The sequence below is a fragment of the Bradyrhizobium sp. 192 genome, from assembly GCF_023100965.1.
Taxonomy (GTDB): domain Bacteria; phylum Pseudomonadota; class Alphaproteobacteria; order Rhizobiales; family Xanthobacteraceae; genus Bradyrhizobium; species Bradyrhizobium symbiodeficiens.
In genome coordinates this window covers 1,709,536-1,726,325 of sequence record NZ_CP064690.1, presented here as the reverse complement: position 1 = coordinate 1,726,325, position 16,790 = coordinate 1,709,536, and the positions used below count along the sequence as shown (strand labels likewise).

The window sequence follows — 16,790 nt, the reverse complement described above, 5'->3', positions numbered from 1 at the left end:
CTGGGCACCGTTTTCGGGCGAGCTGGATCGAATTCGCTCGCCTGTCCCTCACGGCCAAGACCCGACGCTCGATGTTGACCAAGTGAACGACGCTAATCCCAACTTGGGCACATGGGAAAGCAAGCGCAAATAATGGTGGTTTTCATCCGCGACTACCTCAACGAGGTTACAGCAGAATGGCTAAGTACAAGAGCCCCTAGCCGGGGCTCTTCGTCTTTCCATACTGGTGATCGACTATAGGGCGGCAAATCGCCTCGATACGCGTCCGAAACCCGTCAGTGAGATCACCGATCTTGTCGTTCTTCTTGTCCTCGTTTGGGCCACGGAAGATCAGCTCGCGCAATTCTCGCTTCTCCTCTTTAATCCGCCGGTCCTGTTCGTCATATTCGATTCTGTCGATGTCGAAGAGCTGCCCGGCTGCGCCAGCCAATTGTGTCCGCGCGTTATAGACCATCTCGAAAATACTATCGGTCTCGGCTCCGAACACTGCCATGAACCGCGGCTCGATCTTGCGCAATCGCTCGAAGAAATCCTCCCGCGCTTCAATACGCCGTATGACCGCATAAGCGCCCTGCTGCCCCTCTTTGATCTTCACAACGATGCCGCCCGGCACGGATCGGCTTACATCCGTGCCATCTTCGTATTCGTGGCTTCCAATCGCTCTTGCTCGGATCGCCTGAAAGACGAATTTCGATTCGTACGCGAGTGTCAGCGCGTCCAGAGCAACTTCAATTCTGCGCTCTTCGATCTTCTCTCGTTTGAATTTCGAGAACGACCTCAACCCGAGCGCCGCCACCGTACCTGTAACCGCAATCCCTGCCAGTGCCACTAGCGGAGCAGTGAAATCCTTGAAAACCTCGTACGTATAAGTGTGTTGCACGCCACCTTTTCCCGACTAGTCCGGCACGCAGTTGCGCGCCTCCCTGTGAGCGCTGTTCACGGCAGCTTGCCGCGTCTTACCCGTCGCCCTGAAGCGAATTTTGGTTTTCGTGTCGCCTTTCCAAAGCTCGCCTTCAGCTACCCATCCGCTGCCTTCCTTTTCGAGCGAATATCTCGCGCTGTACTTATCATTAATTTTGAAACTCGCCATTTTAACGCTCCGCCTCCAGAAGACGATGCAAATGATCGAGGTTGGCGTTAAGGACTTCTATGTCCCTGATAACCTCGCTTGCGAAAGCTGGGGCGTCAGAGTCTTTTTTCTTGTTCAGCAGGACAGAAATATCGCTCAGGATTTTGTTCTTGCCCTGCCCATCCGCGTTAATGCATCGCTCAATTGCCCTGGCAATGTGATTGCCGGCGAACTTGTTTCGCATCTGCCGCAACCGTAGCATCGCTTCCCGTGCAGGCTCATCGTTCTCGTCGAATTCTTTCTGCAATTCCTTGTACGTTTTGGCTTTCGCTTTCCCATTCGCGATCTGCTTTATTTCATCCAGCATTCCTTCGCCCCAGAAATGCAGCTTTCCCGCCGCTTCCTTAGCTTTTGCGATCTCTCTGCCTCCCGACATGTACGCTACGAATGCTCTCAAAGTCTCCGTGACGACTGCTTCTTTAACTCTCTCAGACATTTCCCCTCCCCTAAATCCCGACTTTCCCCTGGAAGCTGAAATTCCGGGGAGATGGAAACCATATGAACCACACAACTTGCCTCCTTGTCCTCAGTTGCAGACCGAGGACCGTTGACTATCGCTGGCACGGGACGTCGCGTTAGCGATCCGTTCGAAGATCAAAGAAGTTACCTGCCTCAACGCTTCGGCCGGCATCTCCTACAACAAGTTTCTGGCGAAACTCGCCTCCGACTACCGGAAACCGAACGGCCAGTACGTCATCACGCCGGAGATCGGGCCGGCATTCGTCGAAGCCCTCCCCGTCGGCAAGTTTCACGGCATCGGGCCGGCGACCAGCGCCAAGATGAACTCCCTAGGCCTCCACACCGGCCTCGACATGCGTAACCAGTCGCTCGAATTCATGCAAACTAACTTCGGCAAGGCCGGGAGCTACTATTATTGGATCTCGAGAGTTGTCGATAACCGGGAGGTACGCGCCGACCGGATTCGGAAATCCGTCGGCGCCGAAAACACATTCTCCACCGACCTCACCGACTTCGACGCCATGGTCCTCGAACTCGAGCCGCTCATCGACAAGGTCTGGCGGTACTGCGAAGGCGCCGGAAACCGGGGACGCACGGTGACGCTTAAAATGAAGTTCAACGACTTCGAGATCATCACGCGCAGCAAATCCGTCCCCGTCGCGGTTTCGAGCCGCAGCGATCTCGAACGCCTATCCGTCGCTTTGCTGCAGAACGAGATACCGGTCCCAAAGCCGGTCCGGCTTCTGGGAGTCTCGCTATAGGCGCTGCAGCATGTCGACGACGCGGAATCGCAGCTAGCGCTGCCGATGTGATCGCGTCATGTCATTTCCTTTTCAGGTCGATCGTTGAGTTCGATCTGTCCCGACAGGATCTTTGGGAGAAGACGATCACGCTCTTCCTGCCGCGTTGCGCGCGAATGTGGTCCTCCAAGGTCACGTGATCCGGCGATCGGCCCGAAAGCGAGGCCAGCCTCCATGCGATTAAAAGCCCAGACGCTGCATCACGAGCTAGGGGGCTTATATCAGCGAACGAACTCGGCGCATTCAACCGAACGCTTCGGTTGCCTTGTTCAGTGCAGCTCCAAGCTTCACGGCCACCTCGGGCGTTGGCATTTCACCTTCAGCGAACTCAACAGTCACTTTGAATCGAAGGGTCAGATTGCCTGCCGCAGCCAACACATCTCCCATCGCTTCGACAAGCTCTGTCAGCTGACTGCTATCCAGCACCCCTGATCGAAATCCGGCTTGGCCGTAAGTCGATTTTGGAACCGCCTCTTGCATGACCGGTGAATATTGTCCGCCAGCAGGTGTGACCTCAGGCAACCCAAGTTCGAGAGATGCTGCTTCATGAAACTGACATGGCCATGATACGGCTCCAGGAAATACACGCAGAAAGCCACTATTCAGCGCGCCCGTTATGGCAGCCTCGACTAACTTCCAAGGCATCGATGTCACGCCACGCTGCGCAGCGACGGCCTGCTCGATTGAATGTGCTGTCGCCTTTCCTCCGCTCCATGCGTCAGGCAAGGCCTCAGGGGTAAGGGATGAAACGTCGATCGGCTGTGGGGGAATTCGAAGGATAGCTGTCTTCGAAACAATCCCCGGGGGTGGCAGTTCGCCCCAAATTGAAGCTGTTCCGCTCGCCAACCAAGCGGAACCTGCCTTTACCGCCTCTGCCACAGCCTCCAGAATTTTACCCTCGGGACAACGCGGAATGGGCTTTTGTTCGGTCCAGCCATCTTCGGGGTGGTCAATCGTAAGCACATAGCCGCCGAAATAGGAGATGAGATCAGCGACCTTGACTCCATTTTTCCAGTCGAGGCCCTCCAGTTTCGATGGTGCCAGCAGGCTTGCATCGATACCGTCAAGAATAGCCGCCGGGTTCTGCACGGCTTCCAATGCATCGTCGTTAAGCGCCTCTTCATCGATCTGTGTACGCCACCAGGTGCGCGCGCTTCCGTCGGGCCGTTGAAGCGAAAGTACGAATAGGCCCTGCTCGCAACCATTTGCCACAGTATCCAGCAGATCCTTACGGCGAAGCATCTTTGGAAGCTTCGGCTGTTCGGCAAAAGCACCCACGATGGTTTTTACCCTCCGCCTATCCTCATCTTCGCGCCACAGATCGAAACCACTTCCCGAACCGGGCAGTAATGCATCGGGCGCCAGAGCTACGTCAGTAATGCGAGATTTCGAATCTTCCTTGATCGTCGTGAACAACGGCTTGGCTGGATCTACGGTTACCTTGAAAGCAATGACTGAATCGTCGCTCCCTCTTGTAACCACGATGCAATATGCCTGCCTAATAGCGTCGACGATGTCCTTCTTCGACCCAGAGACGGCACTGTCCAGCATTGAAGATCGAACCGGGTCAACTGCCTGGGACGAAAGCTGCGCTTTCACCTCCAGCCAAGCCAGATAATCTTTCACCCTTTCCTGAGCCTGGGCCATTCCCGCACGATCCGGCGCGGCAATCACAATGGCATTTTTGGCAGAACGAGGGTTGTGAGGACCAGTAACCTCTTCGCAGAAGCGCACCGCTGACGCAGACGGTTTTCCAGATTCAGACTGTGCATTCGGACCAAGAATAACGTACCGAAATTCACCATCGTTTGGCACTTGATCCGGACCGGTCGGCAGTTTGTGAACGCGAGCGCCTAGCGTCGACGCTCCGGCATCCAGCCACTTAGCAATCTTTATTTCATCAAGAAGCATCTCGTCGACAGCAGATTTGCCAACTCGATTCACTCGGGCGTCGTCATGCATCTGCTTAAGATTCGGCTGGAAGCCAAGTCTCCAGGTTTTTGGAACGCCACGAGATCCGTCCGCGCGCTTCTCGGCGCTGTCGAGATGCATTTCATCCAAGAACCAAGAGCGAGTGGCCCAAGACTGCAGACCTTTCTCTAGCGCAATCTTGTCGGGTTTCGATGCGCCCAAAAGCGAATAGAGATCCGTGATGCTCGCGTGGTTAGCGCCTTGAGGTTGCGAGTGCAGGAACGTACCGGCCACGGCCTGCTCGACCTCACGCCCCGTGAGCGCCGGTAACTGTTCTTGAGCTTCCCGAGCAAATCGTAGCTCTCCCTGCAGAATAGCAACCCAATCTTGTGGGGGGCCGTCTACCTGATCAACCCGCGCTACTCCCGCGAGGTCGCTGAGCGCGGGTGAAAGCTTGTCTTCTCCCGGTTGCGCCAAAAGTATGGACGCTCCCGCGATCGGTGCGGTGTCCCAAGTCTCAGCATCGCGCAACGCGACGGCAAAACTACGAAGCACACCTCTAGTGCGCTGGAACAAGGGAAGGCCACTTGTCCACTTTGTGTAGAACACCTCCATCATTGCCGGATCGAATGGGAAACTCGCGAGATACTGTTTCTCTCTGTCGTCACGTTGTTTTGCTGTCTTGGCAAACTCCGGGTCGATTGCAGACAGTGCCTTCACCATGGCAACAACGTTCGGGCGAAATGCCTCTTGGTCTCTTATTGTATCTGGGTCAAGGAGCCGGCGTCGAAGAATCTCAGCGACGTCATCTTTTCCGACCGGTTGAAACGGTTCATCCTCCTTACGTCCCATAATGTTCGACATATCAGAAAGAAGCTGACGCCCAAACGGATCATCGCGCTTAGGATCTGATGCAAGGAGCGAAACGATCATCGAAGCAGTGCTCACCTTTGCTACAGCCTGGGTCAACGACTGGAGGAAATTCAAGAACTGCTCACGAAACTGCTCACCGCGAATCGGATCCTTCGCCATCTCGCCCGCATACATGAGCACTTCATCGAATAGAATGAGTGTAGCAAGGCCTTCCTCGCCGGGCATCTCTAGGAGCTTTTCCAATGCCAAGTCACGCGGAGGAGTTTCCCGTTCTTCGTCCTTTCCATCGGCGCGTAGGACTCGCAAGCCGTCAGCTCCGGCGACCTGAAAGGCGATGATACTCCACGGATACTTCAGGGTGCGCTGCTCGCCTGACGGACTCCGCACCGGCACGCCAAGCTCCGGGTCGAGTTTGTCGAAGCACACGGCCGCCACACGTGCTTTGGGAAAATCACCGCCCATCGCGCTTAAAAATTCCTTCACGGCAGGTAATTCCGGAAGAGCCGCTGAATCTCGAAAAAGATGGGTTAACGTGATTAGAGTATGCGTCTTGCCGCCACCATAGGTTAACTCCAGCTGACGTATCGCCTTATCGCTCTTCCCGCGAAGGCGTTCAGCGGTGGCCGCTGCGATGTCACGTTGAGCGCTCGTGGCATAGCTGAGAGAGAAAAATTTCGCTGGGTCTTCATAAAGCGGACGTTTACCCGTGCGATTAACAACGTCGAACAGATCCGCCGCAAATTCTTGCAAGGAAAGTTGCCCAGTTCGCACATCTTCGCGGACCCTAACAATTTGCGCCCAGGATTTAACAGTGTTCGCCGACATGGTCTTTCTCCTGGGTTATCAAAAAATAAGGGGCGCTTGTGCAAGCGTGGAAATGCCAGCCCGCGACCTCAGATGATTGCTAATGGACTCCAGAATCGGCGCTTCATCGCCTTTGTCGTCGCGGCGGGCTAGTTCGATTAAGGCCTGCACGAGTTGAGCAAAAATTGTGTCGCGCGCTAATCCATTTTGGTCGAGATATGCATTTACTTTCGATAAATCTCCGACTTTCCACAACTGCATGAGTCGGTGCACGCGATCTATCATGGGCACCGGAAGCCCACCGACCCCCTCCAAACCTAGAGACTTACGTTTCCGCTGATCCCAACGCCGAAGCCGCACCTTGCTCCCAGTGCCACTGCTCTCAGCATCCGCCACTTCTTCGTCTTCTGACTCCTCGTCCTGTTCCGTGCCCGCGTCACTAGACCCGATCGTACCCTTGCCGCCAGCGCGCACGAGGATATCGAAACGGTCAGCAAGATCTGCGTCCGAAAGCCCGCAGGACAACGCATAAAGGATACAAGCGCCAATCGGCGCTTCAGTCATACCGAAGCTGTCGCGGTGCAAGACGTAGTAAGTTGTGATGTCGTCCATGCCGATACGCTGCACGTCCTCGTCAGACCCGGTAGCGGGTTTAAGTACGCGACCAACAGCAAATTCCACCACAAGGCGACGCACCTCGCGAAGAAACTCAGACACAGGCATTTGCTCACGTTGACCAGAGCTAGAAGTTTCGCGGTAGACTACCGGATGACGGCTGAACGCTTCGAGTGCCGGGCCTGTGGCAGCCCAAAGAAAATCTGGGCCACGAATGCCGGCGTCCCAAAACCGATGCATCTGGGTGCGAATCTTCTCTCGCATTTGCGCTAACACAGGACCAGAAAAGCCCGGACGCGCAACTGCTGGACGTTTGCGACAAACGAGCCAAACGGAGGAAGATAACGCAGCCGCGGTAAGTGCGTTCGGACGACTAGATCGCTCCGTTTGAATAGGCAAACTTCCTTCAACAACAAACCCTGCCCGAATAACCGCGTTGACAAGGGTTTCCCATGCATCAGGATTCTTATTGGCAAAGACAATAACGAAGATACCATCTGGACGTAGGCACGCGCTGCATCTCCGAAATACAGTCGCCATTCCGTCCTCAAAATTTCGTTTCGAAGCCTCCTTACTACCGCCGAAGCGACTCGCCTCATCAATCAGCTCACCATCTCCCTCCGCGTGATTCCACTTTGGGCCGGCTGCCGCATTGAATGCTGCATCGATTTCGGGAGATAGGCCGACCAACGATCGTCGCAGCCAGACGTAAAAAAAATCCATCAGGTCCGAGTAAGGAATCGCATCGTAATAAGGAGGGTCGGTAATAATCGCGTCGAACTCACCATCTACTTGAGTCGCGCTACTGCACAACACTTTAGGCGGTGAAGCACCTTGCAGAGATTCGGAATTACGGAGAACGACTTTCGAGATCCAATCGATACCGCCGAGATAATTCCCGGTACTACTGGATAGCGGGCTCGTTTCGGTAAAGTCCCACACGATCGGAATCGCATAGCGTGCAAACGTTCCGCGAAGCGTTTCTCTTTTGTTATTCCAGCTGCAGATCACGCTTCCATAATCAGCCAATCGGTCAATCGCAAGGGCAAGATATGCCGTCAGACTCTCGATCCAAGCAGGTGGATATCCGTGGTCGCGGAGCATAGCGGGTGCGTGTCGTATGATGTTAACAAACGTACCCAATGAAACGAGTTGGCGCGGCAGAAAGAGATGCTCCCACCGGGTCAGCCCATATGGCGGCGTTGAAAACCGAGTACCGCCGCCACCTCGACTTCCGCCCAGCGGTATAAGCTCTGTTGGCATACCGTATGGAACGGTCTGAAAAACTTCGGATAGGTCCGCGGCTGCCGACGCTGCAGCCTGTTCTTCCTCAGGTTGAGGACTCCGGTACTCTTTTCCGTGATGCCCCTCGACTATCACGGCAGTCATCCTCGTTCCTAGTCGTCCCGCTACCGACTCGTACTTCAAGTTTTCTAGTGCTGTGATGTGATTGCAGCACGGACACGTTGCGCCAGCCCGCGACAATGTTCCCTGCCCTGCTACCCGATCGATCTCATTGCGCTGGTTAGCGGTACCAGATGGCACAGGAACGTCAGAGTAGACACTAAGGTTTACTCCGTCGCGTTTTCCATTTGGCTCCATTTTCAACAACGCTCGCTTAGTGCGCTTCTGGCAGAGCCACCTTGTCTTGAGGAGCGGATAAACCGCGCGGCAGGCGGGACAGCAAAGTGTGCGGGCCCAAAGGTATGCTACGGTCGGTTTAGAAATCCATCGTGGAGTGCGAGAATCACGGAGCTCTGCACCTGTGAGGTCCCTATTAAGTTCCTCTATCGCAATTGAATTGTCCCTATCTGATGGCAGGCGCTTGAGTAATTTCGGTTCAACGGCCGTCGCACCATCCAACGCTTGCCACTCGGCGAACGTAGGATAGCGCGCAGAGAGTTGCCGGCGAGCTTCTGCTAAAACCCATCCGCCCCAAGCGCGGACATGCCACCCTAATGGTGCCTCTTCCCAAGGATGGTCGTCTAGCAGACCATGCTGAATCGTTTCGCCACGTCCGGCCGCGGACATCGCCTCCACTGCTTGTTCGAGTCTAGCGCCCTTAAGATCCAGAGCCTTCAAGAAGGTCGTAGCGAAACTCGGGTCACGCATGGCATGTTTCGGCAACGGAAACTTCTGACCCGCCAAACGTTGCGGATAGTCAAGAGTGCATTTTAGGATAAGCCACGCGACAGGGTTGAGGTCGTTAGCCACGACGTCACAACCGAGCCTCATTGCCTCCAATGGGATGGCGCCTCCTCCAGCGAAAGGGTCAAGAACACGGGGAGGCCGCCCCCCGTTTGCGTTGGAAATCTTTTCGCGAAACCAAGCGACATCGGGCGAAGCCTCCTGACCCCACCATAAGATTCCACCGTCCGCTTCGACCTTCGCGGCCTCAACCTTACTGCCAGCTTCAGTCTTGGTTTGCTTCTTCAGCTTAAGCCGGCCGCCCAGCCGACGGACCAGTTGATTACGCGCCTCGTCATCAATTGGATCGGGGAGGAGCGCTGCAGCGATTGCCGCGCGCGATGCCGCCAACGGCCTTCTAGCCGGCCACAGATGCAATGTGGAAATGTGCCCATGACGCATGTTCTTCTCATGCAGAGAAGCGGCTGATGCCTCGGCCAGCGGGAACGCAGTTTCGATCAATCGTTTGTCTGACATTGGCTCGTCTCAATCCTGTTCCGCCAGAGCGCGAATGTCTCCGGCAGTAAACGTCATCCCGGTCTTTGATGCACCAAGAAGCCGAGTGAAGGGATCCTGCACTCGAAATAGATTTGGTTTGGGTGAGGCGCAGTCGAGAACAACGTAAAGCCAATAGCGTTCACCGAGATTTGCGGCCTTTGCCCACTCGTTCTGGGTCATGAAGACTTCGCCGCGATCTGCTCTACCCTTCACCTCAATGCATCGCGGCGTAGTGCCGGGACGCTCAGACAGGAGATCGAAGCCAGGAAAGTCCGATAGACCAACCGCCCGAGCGCGCGCCGCTGTAGAAACATCGCGGACGTTGCCCCGAGCATTTTCCTCATGCGAAATCGATAGCTTCACGGCGACGGCCTCAACCTGGGCGTCAAATCGCTTTTCGTCTTCGGCGTCGACTGATGGCACGATCAATGCGTGCGCGACGAAGCGTACGGGGCCGAGCATGATCTGATCTGGTTCGGCCTTGATCGCTGCAAGCCGATTCTCTCGGACTCCGGAAAGAGCTGAGTGGCGGGTTTTGACAAGTTCCAACTGAACCGACGCTTGTTTTTTTCCATCCTGAGCAGCTTGGCGGAGACGATTGCGGGCGCGTGTCAACTCCGCTTCTTGGCGGTTGAAACCTGCCTTCACGAGATCGATGCGTTGGGGCAGATCGGTCTCGACAATCGATCGGTGCGAAGTAACCAAGCCCGCGCCGAACACGTCGGACAGCCACTCACCGGCCTCGCGCAACAGTCTCTGGCACTCTCGGCCGACAGGATATGCTCCCGGCTTGACGTCTTTCGCCCCCCTAAGGAGGAGCAGCCACTCAACGGGGCACTCCCGGATCGATCCGTCTGAATCTTGGCGAAGGCCAACGAGACGATGTTCCAGCACGTCCTCCCCGGTGGGACCTCGGCGGAGAACGGTTGTCGTCGCGAGATGGAACAACGACGCTTCCTTAGCGTGCGGGTCTACAAAGGCAGCACCACGAAGCGCATCGGAACCGAAGCGCTCCTGCAGTTCACTGGAGATCGCGTCAAAAACGGGTTCACCCGGGTGCAGCCAGATCGCCTCCTCGCCAAAACCTGGACGATGGACCATCAATTTCTGACGCGCTTCGTAGGGATAGGTTTCTATCTCAGGCGCAATAGTGTCCATCGCGCCGTGCTGCCGCACCTTAAAGCGAAAGCCGGATGACACATCTCCATCGATTCCGAGACCAAGCAAAGGCGCGGACCTTTCGACGAGCCGTTGTACATAGCCCGGCATCAAACGGAGATACTGTTCACGCTCCATGTCCTCGCGCATGACAGGCAATCGGGCCTTCACATCACCGCCGTCGCCATAAAGCGTGCGCTCCTTAGCTTCGAGTGCGCGTAGCTGTTCTATCGTCAGCACGCCCTCGATCCCGTCTGCGACTTCTTCGCCTCGAATGGCCGCATCAAAATAGGATTTCAGTGATACGTTCTCGAAGAGCCGGCCGATGACGTCGAACACCTTGTCCGAACCGAGTTCCTTACGGATTGTCTCCAGCTTGTCGAGCAATATCTTCATGACCTTGCCCTCGCGGGTTTTCCACGCCACGAGGTTCGCGATGTAGACGGCGTCTTTCTTCTGGCCGTAGCGGTGGATCCGCCCCATGCGCTGTTCAAGCCGCGCAGGATTCCAAGGAACGTCGTAATTTATCATCAGCCAACAGAACTGAAGATTTACGCCCTCGCCGGCTGCGTCCGTGCCGATGAGATACTTAGCGCCGCCGCTATCGATGGGTTTTCGGAAAAAGTCGACCTGTCTATCGCGTTCCACATAGTCCATGGCTCCGTGCAGCTGAGCCACCTGCCCGGCGAAGCCGAGGCGCTCCAGTTGTTCGGTGAGATAATTCGCTGTGTCGCGGTGCTCGGTGAAGATCAGCATTTTTTCGTTCGTAAAGCGCGGATCTTTCATCGTCTCAAGCAACTTCGCGAACTTGGACTCTCGTCCGGCATCGAGTAGGTCCTGTGCCATCTGCCGTAGACTGAGGACGCGATCCCGCTCGTGGATCAGGTCGGCGAGGTTCTCGGTAACTAGCGCGCCAAGAGTCTCTGATTCACCCGCTTCAACCGCCTCGCCACCATCTCCGGCATCGTCATCAGCCGTGGCATTGGCGAAGAGATCGAGTTCGTTATTCTCGGCCTTCTTTTGAAGATCCCGTTGCGTTTTCCTTACTGCCTCAAGGCCATTTTCCTCGATCGCTCTGATGGCTGCAGAAAGCTTTTCAGCGCGCCGTTCGAACGATCTTTTCAGTGCGAATGTCGAGGACGCAAGACGACGCTGGAAAACCGCCATCGCAAGCCGAGCGGCCGATCTATTCAGCGTGGATGCCTTGTTGTAGATATCGCGAATATACTTGCTCGTCTCGTCGTAAAGTTCCTGTTCGCTACCCGGCCCTTGAGTTAAATCGAATCCGAGAGTGTCGCAGATGCGTTGCGGATAGAGCGGCGTTCCATCAAGTTTAACCATCTCTTCCTTGGTACGTCGAATGAAATGGCGTGCACGGCGTTCCCGCGGAAAATCAGCCAACGCCTCCGGCGTGCTCAGCGCATCTGGTTCGAGCAGACGCCAAAGGGCAAAGTATGGATATGGCTTACCCATGTGCGGCGTAGCGGTCAGCAGCATCATTGACTGAGGCGCCCAACCCAAGTCGAACTCGGGCTCTTCGGGAACAATGCCAGCGAGAGATTCAGCCAATCTGTAGCGCGCTGTCTTGCGAACAGTCATATCGATCGGATCACGATCGGCTGAGAGCTTGTGAGCTTCGTCGAAGACGACAAGGTCGTAGCCGTGGCCGGCTAAACCTGCTTCGCGAAGGCGCGCAAAGGTCCCTTTCGACCGAAGTGTGTCGAGGCTGACAATTGCAAAATTTGCATCGGGCTCTAAGAAGGGATTACCCTTTGCCGCTTCGCTGCCACGGATGATGCGCGCCTGGATTCGAAACAGGATGCGCAATTCACGCTGCCAGTTTCCCACCAGGCCGGCTGGAGGAACGATAAGCACCCGCTGGATCAACCTACGAGAGAGAAGCTCGCGGATGGTGAGTCCAGTCATGATGGTCTTACCGGCGCCCGCATCGTCAGCGAGCAAGAAACGGATAGGCCACGATTTTAAGATTTGGTCGTAAACCGCGACCCTTTGATGCGGGAGCGGATCGATTAGTGAAATTTCGGTTGCGAAAGTCGGGCTCGCCAGGTGACCGCTAAGGAGACGAGTGGACTCGGCAACAGCAGCGACGGACTCCGGGTCGGCACCAAAGTCCATTTGGGGACTGTTGAGGGAGTCCGCACCGGGCGTCCCCGCGGGCACGGCAGAGCGGCCCGCTAGATCTTCGATCCGCGTCCATGCGAGGTCGGTGGGATCGTTTTGACCATTTTCCCAACGACTGACAGTTATGGGAGACACCCCGACCAGAGCGGCGAACTCAGGCTGTTTGAGGCCCATGGTCCGGCGAAGTCCTCGGATTCTTTCCCGATAATCAAAAGGAAGCGCCAATATCTCCTCCTCACACCAAAATCGAGAATTAGCACTTGTTAAATATGGACGCAACCATCATAAGTTTACACTTGTTAAAATGCGACGGATGCCTTTTAAGCGGGGTTGAGCAGCCAAAACGTGGTTCAGAAGGGTCTGTGCCCACAAGATATTGAGGGTTCCCAGCTTCGATGCTACCAGATCGTTCACTTTATGTTCGATTGCGGTTATCACTTGAAGATTGCTGAGTCTGGCTTTTCGGGTACCCCTCTGATTTTCGATCACCCAGTGAAGATCAGCTGCGGAACAAATGTTCTGCCAGCATCGCTTTGTTGAATTGGAGGAGCTCCGCCTTGAAGTCGTTTCGCTTTATCCATACCGGCGACATCCATCTCGACAGCCCCCTGAAAGGGCTATCCGGACAACAGGGCGCATCCGCTGAAAGGATCCGAACTGCCACTCGCATGGCACTGGACAACCTCGTTAGCCAAGCGATTGAGGACGAGGTCGATTTCATCGTCATCGCCGGCGACCTCTACGACGGCGATTGGCGCGACTACCAGACCGGACTCTACTTCGTGAGGCAGATGGGCCGGTTGGCGCAGGCCAAGATCCCCGTCTTCCTGCTTTACGGCAATCACGATGCCGAAAGCCAGATCACCCGCAAGCTCACACTGCCGCCCAATGTCAGCGTGTTTCCGGCGCGCAAGGCTGAGACCTTTCGGCTGCCGCATCTCAACGTCGCCCTGCACGGTCAGAGCTTCCGGCAGCGCGACATCACAGACAACTTGGTCCCGGCTTATCCGTCACCGATTACGGGCTACTTCAACATCGGCGTCTTGCACACCGGCTTGGGCGGCATGCCGGGACACGCGAACTATGCGCCATGCGCCATCGAAGACCTGATCAACAAGGGTTACGACTACTGGGCGCTCGCGCATGTGCACCAAGCCGCTGTCCTTCACGAGCGGCCGCATGTCGTATTCTGCGGCAATCTGCAGGGCCGCCACATCCGCGAAAGTGGCCCGAAAGGCGCTTCGCTGGTTACGGTCGAGGACGGCGAGGTCGAGGAGATTTCGCCGCTCTATGTTGATTGCGTGCGCTGGATCCATTTGCCGGTTCCGGTGGAACGGTGCAGCGCAGTTGCCGATGCGGTCGATCGTGTCCGGCAGGCCATCGAAATGGCCGTCGAGCGCGACGCGCAAGGGCGTCTGCTCGCCTGCAGAATTGAGCTTACGGGGCAGACTGGATTGCACGGCGAGCTGCTCACGTCGGCAGATCACCTCCTTGCCGAAGCAAAGGCCGCAGCTCTGGGCTTGGGCGAGGAGGTCGCGTGGATCGAGCGTCTCGTCGTTGCGACCGCGAGCCCCGAAACTGCAGCCTCACGCAAAGATGCGTTGGGCGACCTTCAGCGCATGATCGAGAGCGCCGGCGGCGATGCTGAGCTGCAGGCGCGGCTCGCGACGGATCTTGGCGACCTCGTCCGCAAGCTGCCCCACGACATCCGCACGGATGTGGACGACGCCGTGCTGAAAGCAGCCATCGACGGCAACATCGCAAGCTTGATCGCCCATGGCGGTGCGTATCTCAGCGCACGTCTCGCAGCGGAGAAGGTGTAATCATGCGCATCCGGCAGCTCGATCTGCTTCGATACGGTCACTTCACGGACGCCATCATCGCCCTGCCGGCCGGCAAGCCGGACTTGCAGATGCTGCTCGGCGAGAATGAAGCCGGAAAGTCGACGGCGATGAACGGCGTCGAAGACCTGCTCTTCGGCATCCCGGCCAACTCGTCCCGTAACTTCCTGCACGAGTACAACGCCATGCGCGTCGGCGCGCTTCTGGAGAAGGGAAACGATACGCTCAAGGTGCGCCGCCGCAAGGGCAACAAGGACACGTTGCTGGGTGATGATGATACGCCGATCCCTTCGGGCGAGGGGGCGCTTGCCCCGTTTCTTGCGGGCGCCGATCGCCGATTTTACACGCGGATGTTTAGCCTCGATCACGAGCGCTTGCGCCAAGGCGGCAAGGAAATCTTGCAAGCGCAGGACGATGTCGGCCAGATGCTATTCTCGGCGAGCGCCGGGATCATGGGCCTGCGCGAAACGCTCAAGGCTATGGAGGTTGAAGCCGACGCACTTTGGGCGTCGCGCCGCGCGGCGCACCGAAAGTATTTCCAGGCAGAGGAGCGTCTGAAGGCTGCCGAAGCCTCGATGCGCGACGATGTCGTGACGACCGCCAAGTGGCAGTCGCTCAAGAGCGCGTTCGAGACGGCCAACGATGCTTATGGCGTCATCGAAAGCGAAATCGAGTTGAAATCGGCGGAATTGCGCAAGCTCAACCGCATCCGCCGGGTCTACCGCGACGTTCGCAAGCGCGCGGAGATTCAAAGCGCTGTCGACGCGCTCCGAGAGGTCATCCCGTTTGATGCTGACGCTTCCAAGATTCTGGAGAAGGCCGCGAAGAATGAAGCGGGCGCCACGGCGCGCATCGCAACCTTGAGCGAGCAGATCGTGGCGCTTGAGGCGGAATGCACGGCCTTGATCTTCGACGAAGCCTTCCTGGCACGTGCCGAAGACATCGCACAGCTCCGAGATCGCCGTATTCAGGTTCGCGCCGGGAAAGCCGATCTGCCTAAGCGGCAGGCGGAATTGGCCGCGGCAGAAGCAACTCTCAACCGGCTCGCCGGCGAGCTCGAATGGAGCGAAGATGTCGATCAGTTGATCGCACGCATTCCCGCCAAGACCAAGGTTGCGATCCTTCGCGGCTTGCTCAACCGCCGCGGAGCGCAATCCGGCGCGGTAGAGAATGCGAAGAGCGCCGAGGCCGAGGCCGAGGAGAAACTCGGCGAGATCGCCGCGGAAATCGAAGCGCAAGGGCCGGTGACGGACGTCTCGGAGCTCGCGACGGTCATCAAGGCCACGCGCGAACTTGGCGATGCCGCCGGGCAGATCGCCAATTCGAAGCGCGAGGAACAAGAGGCGAGGACCGCAATTGCACGCTTGCTGAAGACCCTGCGGCCGGCAGTCGCCGATGCTGCCGTCCTGGAATCGACGCTGGTTCCCCCGCTGGCTTCGGTTGAGGCCCACCGAGACGCCTGCCGGAGCCTGGAGCAGCGGCAGCGGACCTGCCGTGAACGGATCCGCAATGCGGAGCAGGAGCGCGTCCGGCGCCGGAAAGCCCATGAACGCATTATCGCTGACGAACACGTCGACGAAACTGGAACCTACACCCTTATTTCCGACCCTCAGCCAATACGGCTTACCTGCGGTCTGACTGGGCGGCCCATTGCGCGCCGCACCTTCACAAGGGTTGTCAAGCAACGCGCGCCGACTCCCGAGCGTTGCAGCCCCAACATCTGTGCGCACGGAGTCGTATGATGTCAGAAGCTGTAATTGCGCCGCAAAAAGGCTGGCCTCGGTGGGCGAACAAGCTGGTTGTGTTTTTCGGCGTTCCAACAGGAATTTTGCTCGCCGTTGTCGCGTTCTTCGGCGCGATGGAACAATTCGGCGGCCAGATGAAACCAATCTGTGAGGCGATGGGGATTTGCGTGGCAGCAAAGCCGTCACCGCCATCCATTCCTAATTATCAGTCACCATGGGTTGATGGAGGTCACAACACGGCGGACTTTTGCGAACCGCAAGCGCAGCGTTACCGCCAGATCCATCCCGATTTCAATATAACCTGGCGGGCGCTTGGCGAAGGCCGAAACAAGGATTGGATCGGCCACGCGACATACCAGTATACTTGCGCGTTCGAAGCAGCCGCCAAATAACGGTGGAACCGTACGGGCCGCTCACGCGGCCCGCGTTTATTCGTTACCGGATTGCAGCCTGTTTAGGTAGTCAGCCGCACGCTATGCGTTGCAGGCTGCAATGAAGATCGCGCGCTTGTCCTGCTTCAACACCTTAAGCCATGCATCGAGATCGGCAGCTGGTCAGCGCGAACTGGCGGCAGGCCTCCACCTGCTCGACGTTGAACACGGTGCAACTCTTCATGAACGGAATATCG

The 16,790-nt window shown here is 56.9% G+C and carries 9 protein-coding genes and 1 pseudogene; 4 read left to right on the top strand and 6 right to left on the bottom strand.

What is annotated here, in order from left to right:
- Positions 1–196: 196 nt before the first annotated feature.
- The 3 genes from IVB24_RS08035 to IVB24_RS08025 are packed head-to-tail and all read right to left on the bottom strand — an operon-like array spanning position 197 to position 1,565.
- The gene (locus tag IVB24_RS08035) at positions 197–880 is read right to left on the bottom strand and encodes a hypothetical protein (RefSeq protein WP_247341922.1); all 684 of its coding nucleotides are present in this window, start codon (positions 878–880) and stop codon (positions 197–199) included.
- 15 nt (positions 881–895) lie between these two features.
- The gene (locus tag IVB24_RS08030) at positions 896–1,090 is read right to left on the bottom strand and encodes a hypothetical protein (RefSeq protein WP_247341919.1); all 195 of its coding nucleotides are present in this window, start codon (positions 1,088–1,090) and stop codon (positions 896–898) included.
- A 1-nt stretch (position 1,091) separates the two neighbouring features.
- Complete coding sequence (locus IVB24_RS08025) at positions 1,092–1,565, bottom strand: hypothetical protein (RefSeq protein ID WP_247772609.1); 474 nt, start codon at positions 1,563–1,565, stop codon at positions 1,092–1,094.
- A 121-nt stretch (positions 1,566–1,686) separates the two neighbouring features.
- Here IVB24_RS08025 and IVB24_RS08020 point away from each other — a divergent pair.
- Positions 1,687–2,349 (top strand): annotated as a pseudogene (locus IVB24_RS08020) (DNA polymerase IV); the annotation flags it as partial.
- 282 nt (positions 2,350–2,631) lie between these two features.
- On the opposite strand, the gene IVB24_RS08015 reads toward IVB24_RS08020, so the two are convergent.
- The 3 genes from IVB24_RS08015 to IVB24_RS08005 are packed head-to-tail and all read right to left on the bottom strand — an operon-like array spanning position 2,632 to position 12,750.
- Complete coding sequence (locus tag IVB24_RS08015) at positions 2,632–5,997, bottom strand: DUF499 domain-containing protein (protein ID WP_247772608.1); 3,366 nt, start codon at positions 5,995–5,997, stop codon at positions 2,632–2,634.
- Between the two features lie 18 nt (positions 5,998–6,015).
- Positions 6,016–9,255, bottom strand: a complete 3,240-nt coding sequence (locus tag IVB24_RS08010) for a DUF1156 domain-containing protein (protein WP_247772607.1) — start codon at positions 9,253–9,255, stop codon at positions 6,016–6,018.
- 9 nt (positions 9,256–9,264) lie between these two features.
- Entirely contained in the window at positions 9,265–12,750 is a 3,486-nt protein-coding gene (locus tag IVB24_RS08005) for a helicase-related protein (protein ID WP_247772606.1), read from the bottom strand.
- Between the two features lie 359 nt (positions 12,751–13,109).
- Between IVB24_RS08005 and IVB24_RS08000 the strand changes: the two genes are divergently transcribed.
- From IVB24_RS08000 to IVB24_RS07990, 3 genes are read left to right on the top strand one after another with little or no spacing between them, the layout of a single operon-like run.
- Positions 13,110–14,399: a DNA repair exonuclease gene (locus tag IVB24_RS08000; protein ID WP_346730928.1), complete on the top strand. Its 1,290-nt coding sequence runs from the start codon at positions 13,110–13,112 to the stop codon at positions 14,397–14,399.
- 2 nt (positions 14,400–14,401) lie between these two features.
- Entirely contained in the window at positions 14,402–16,159 is a 1,758-nt protein-coding gene (locus IVB24_RS07995; RefSeq protein WP_247341901.1) for an AAA family ATPase, read from the top strand.
- Positions 16,156–16,554 carry a hypothetical protein gene (locus tag IVB24_RS07990; protein ID WP_247772605.1) on the top strand — a complete coding sequence of 133 codons (399 nt, stop codon included), beginning with the start codon at positions 16,156–16,158 and terminating at the stop codon, positions 16,552–16,554. The genes IVB24_RS07995 and IVB24_RS07990 overlap by 4 nt, the downstream gene beginning before the upstream one ends.
- The last annotated feature ends 236 nt before the right edge of the window (positions 16,555–16,790 follow it).

Excerpts from the sequence above, each read along its gene's own strand:
- IVB24_RS08030 (WP_247341919.1), bottom strand. The coding sequence starts at position 1,090 with ATGGCGAGTTTCAAAATTAATGATAAGTACAGCGCGAGATATTCGCTC.
- IVB24_RS08025 (WP_247772609.1), bottom strand. The coding sequence starts at position 1,565 with ATGTCTGAGAGAGTTAAAGAAGCAGTCGTCACGGAGACTTTGAGAGCA.
- IVB24_RS08015 (WP_247772608.1), bottom strand. The coding sequence starts at position 5,997 with ATGTCGGCGAACACTGTTAAATCCTGGGCGCAAATTGTTAGGGTCCGC.
- IVB24_RS08010 (WP_247772607.1), bottom strand. The coding sequence starts at position 9,255 with ATGTCAGACAAACGATTGATCGAAACTGCGTTCCCGCTGGCCGAGGCA.
- IVB24_RS08005 (WP_247772606.1), bottom strand. The coding sequence starts at position 12,750 with ATGGGCCTCAAACAGCCTGAGTTCGCCGCTCTGGTCGGGGTGTCTCCC.
- IVB24_RS07995 (WP_247341901.1), top strand. The coding sequence starts at position 14,402 with ATGCGCATCCGGCAGCTCGATCTGCTTCGATACGGTCACTTCACGGAC.
- IVB24_RS07990 (WP_247772605.1), top strand. The coding sequence starts at position 16,156 with ATGATGTCAGAAGCTGTAATTGCGCCGCAAAAAGGCTGGCCTCGGTGG.